This is a genomic window from Candidatus Bartonella washoeensis Sb944nv, from assembly GCF_000278135.1.
Lineage (GTDB): Bacteria > Pseudomonadota > Alphaproteobacteria > Rhizobiales > Rhizobiaceae > Bartonella > Bartonella washoeensis.
On the sequence record NZ_JH725024.1, the window covers coordinates 1 to 2654 of the forward strand.

A 2654-nucleotide genomic window follows, 5' to 3' on the forward strand; every position below is an offset into this window, starting at 1 on the left:
CGGAAATTTTACTATGGCTTTATAACGGAACACTGCAGGGTAAGGATAGATATATTTATTAAACTGCGTGTATGTAACATAAGAAACAATACACAAACTAAAAAGGAATACCAAAGCGCAATATCTGAGTACCAAAGTACAGTATCCAATGAAAAAGAAAGCTTATGCTCCACGTACTGAGAAACGACAGACAAAGAAACTGTCTCTTCATAACTACTTGGGAAAATTAAAACTATAAATGCTAACATTATTAGCTTTAAGACGCTGTGCATATATTGTTGTAAATCACGTGTTAGTTTCACCCAACCCGTTGTATCATCATCTTTATATTTTGGGTTGTTCTGTAACTCAGAAGGAATATGAGAATTGCATAAAATTGCAAAAACAGTTGTTACTATTACCAAAGAAACAGACGCAAATGTCAAAATAGTCTGAATAAAATCAAGATTTTTTTTAATTCCTAAAAAACATAAAAATATAAAGGTTGTAACACCAAGTAAGGCTCTTATCTGCTTATCTGTAAACATATTCGTTTCCTGAGTTTTTTGATAATTTTTTAATCTCTCTATTGATCTCGTCTATGAGGGGTTCGTAATTCAGAATGCTTTTCGGAACATTGCCCCCATAAACCCACGCTTTCACTTGCGCTTTGGTGCTAAAATCTGCATTTTCTGGTATGGTGTAATACTGGCCACCATCAAACCTTTCACACTCTCTTGTGCCATCCTCATATTCGTAGAGATTGTAAAAATACTCCGCTGCCCCATCCCCCCAAGGAACATAACCAACCGCCGTTGCAACCCACTTTTTTTGCCTTGGCTGTTTACGGTTTGTTAAGAACAAATGTTTTAATATTCCCATGCTTTTAGTCCATAATTTCACCAATTGGTCTATTTGCCTCAAAATGGGCCGTACAGAGTCGTTTTAACCTCCAATGTGTATTTTATCAAAAAAATACCAAATCGCTCTGTACGGTGCCTTTTTGTCGATTTAAACGCATATCTATTCCAATATCTCGCACTAAACTCCTCTACTTTGCTAAAACGCTATGTGCTTCACTGTGCCACTAACCCCTTTTAAAACCTGTTCAAGCTCTTGTTGAACATCTTCCATGCGCTCTGTCATTAAGGGCGTTACCTGTTCTTTTCCCTTTAACTCAGGCTTTTGAAGGTTTTTGATAATACGATTTGCACGAAAGCGAATATCGTTTTCAAGCTTTTCGCAATAACGATAAAAATCTGCTGTTGAGGGCATAAAGGTCGGATTTAAGCCCTCTGCTTTACCTTTCAAAGCGTTCTTTGTTGCTGTTTGCAATACCCAGCTGCTTATGCCTTTAAGAGCGTAAAGATACGCAAGCGCTGTTGACTTTTCATCTGATCCCAATTGGCTCCTGAGACCACTTGAAAGGACAAGATACGTCGTTTGGATTTCTTCTTCGGTGGCTTTTTTCTCAAGCTTTTTCAACGCATCATGGACCAATGAGGTAACCCTCCCCACTTCTGCAATCGATGGTTTTTGCCCCGCTTTCCAAAGGAATGGTGGTTCTTTCATTGTCCTCGAAGAGAAATTTGTACACACTATCTGAATTTTTGACATTGGACATGTGCTGTGCAACTCGATAATTCCACCCACGCTGTTGTCCTGTTCGTTCAATTCTTGGTTTTCCATACTGTTTCTCCTGTTCTAATTTTGCTTTTTTCTGTGCTACAGGCCCCAATTCGGGATGTGTAACCCAATTGTACCAAGTCCTTTGCCAATCATCTTTGGTCGCATCCTTTTTGGTCGCATCCTTTCCTGATTTTGCTAGCCAAAAATTTGCGAACCGTTCAGCTGCTAACATCGCCTCATCATGCGTTAAGCCTTTATCGATTGCGTATTGCAAATTAGGTTTGAAATCCTCTGGCAATCGACAGCCTCGATCACTTCTCACCCGCTTGGCCTTTTTGGGAGCATTCTCTTGCTCGTCAATGGGAGGTTGGTTGTCTGATGAGGTTGCGATTTGATCTGGTGGGCTTTCGCAAGCATGAACCTCTGTTGGTTCATGAACCTGATCATCAGTTTCTAAACTTTCAGAACCAATTTCTTTTTTTACTAATACGATAGTATTAGTTTTTTTATTATATATGTTATTGTTATTGTTATTGTGTTTCATCATGACCTCATCATGACCTCGTGATGAGTCATCATGACCTCGTGATGAGTCATCATGACTTCTTGATGAGTCATCATGACTTCTTGATGAGTTATCTTGATGCTTATTCTTCTTAGTATTCGCAGCTTTTATAGCTTTTTCTGAAAGCTTATTTAAAGTCTCATTGCAATTTTTTAACTCTTCTTCGACATCTAAATTCCACAAGCTTCCATCTTCTAAACGTATGATGTAGCCACCTTCTAGCAAAACATTCAATGCAGCTTCAAACCTCTTGACTGAATAACCAGTGTAATGAGATAAAACCTTAATGTTACAAACAAGAGGTTCACCAGTACGAAGCATGCGAAACCGCAATCTCATATAGATATTACCCTCTACAGGAGGTAAATAGTCGACAACGACTGCCCACTGCTCTGTATTAAGCCTTGTCCAAGCCAACTTAGTTGACATACCCAATCTCCCTCTCTTTAACTAAATATAAAATTGCTAAAGCATCTGCTTC

Annotated in this window: 4 protein-coding genes; all 4 read right to left on the reverse strand. The window is 38.7% G+C overall.

Translation table 11 applies throughout. From position 1 onward, the window contains the following. Nucleotides 1-11: 11 nt before the first annotated feature. The 4 genes from MCQ_RS04655 to MCQ_RS04670 all read right to left on the reverse strand — a co-directional run bounded on the left by MCQ_RS04655 (nt 12) and on the right by MCQ_RS04670 (nt 2602). Complete coding sequence (locus MCQ_RS04655) at nt 12-527, reverse strand: hypothetical protein (protein ID WP_006923851.1); 516 nt, start codon at nt 525-527, stop codon at nt 12-14. Next, complete coding sequence (locus MCQ_RS04660) at nt 514-861, reverse strand: hypothetical protein (RefSeq protein ID WP_006923852.1); 348 nt, start codon at nt 859-861, stop codon at nt 514-516. Before MCQ_RS04660 ends, MCQ_RS04655 begins: the two co-directional genes overlap by 14 nt. Nucleotides 862-1038: 177 nt before the next feature. Beyond that, a complete protein-coding gene (locus MCQ_RS04665; RefSeq protein ID WP_035008003.1) occupies nt 1039-1551 on the reverse strand; it encodes a hypothetical protein in 513 nt (170 codons plus the stop codon). Then, a complete protein-coding gene (locus MCQ_RS04670; protein WP_006923854.1) occupies nt 1469-2602 on the reverse strand; it encodes a DUF1376 domain-containing protein in 1134 nt (377 codons plus the stop codon). The genes MCQ_RS04665 and MCQ_RS04670 overlap by 83 nt, the downstream gene beginning before the upstream one ends. Nucleotides 2603-2654: the final 52 nt, after the last annotated feature.

What these genes read in the sequence shown, in the direction of transcription:
- MCQ_RS04660 (WP_006923852.1), bottom strand. Translation starts at nt 861, where the DNA reads ATGGGAATATTAAAACATTTGTTCTTAACAAACCGTAAACAGCCAAGG.
- MCQ_RS04670 (WP_006923854.1), bottom strand. Translation starts at nt 2,602, where the DNA reads ATGTCAACTAAGTTGGCTTGGACAAGGCTTAATACAGAGCAGTGGGCA.
- MCQ_RS04665 (WP_035008003.1), bottom strand. Translation starts at nt 1,551, where the DNA reads ATGAAAGAACCACCATTCCTTTGGAAAGCGGGGCAAAAACCATCGATT.
- MCQ_RS04655 (WP_006923851.1), bottom strand. Translation starts at nt 527, where the DNA reads ATGTTTACAGATAAGCAGATAAGAGCCTTACTTGGTGTTACAACCTTT.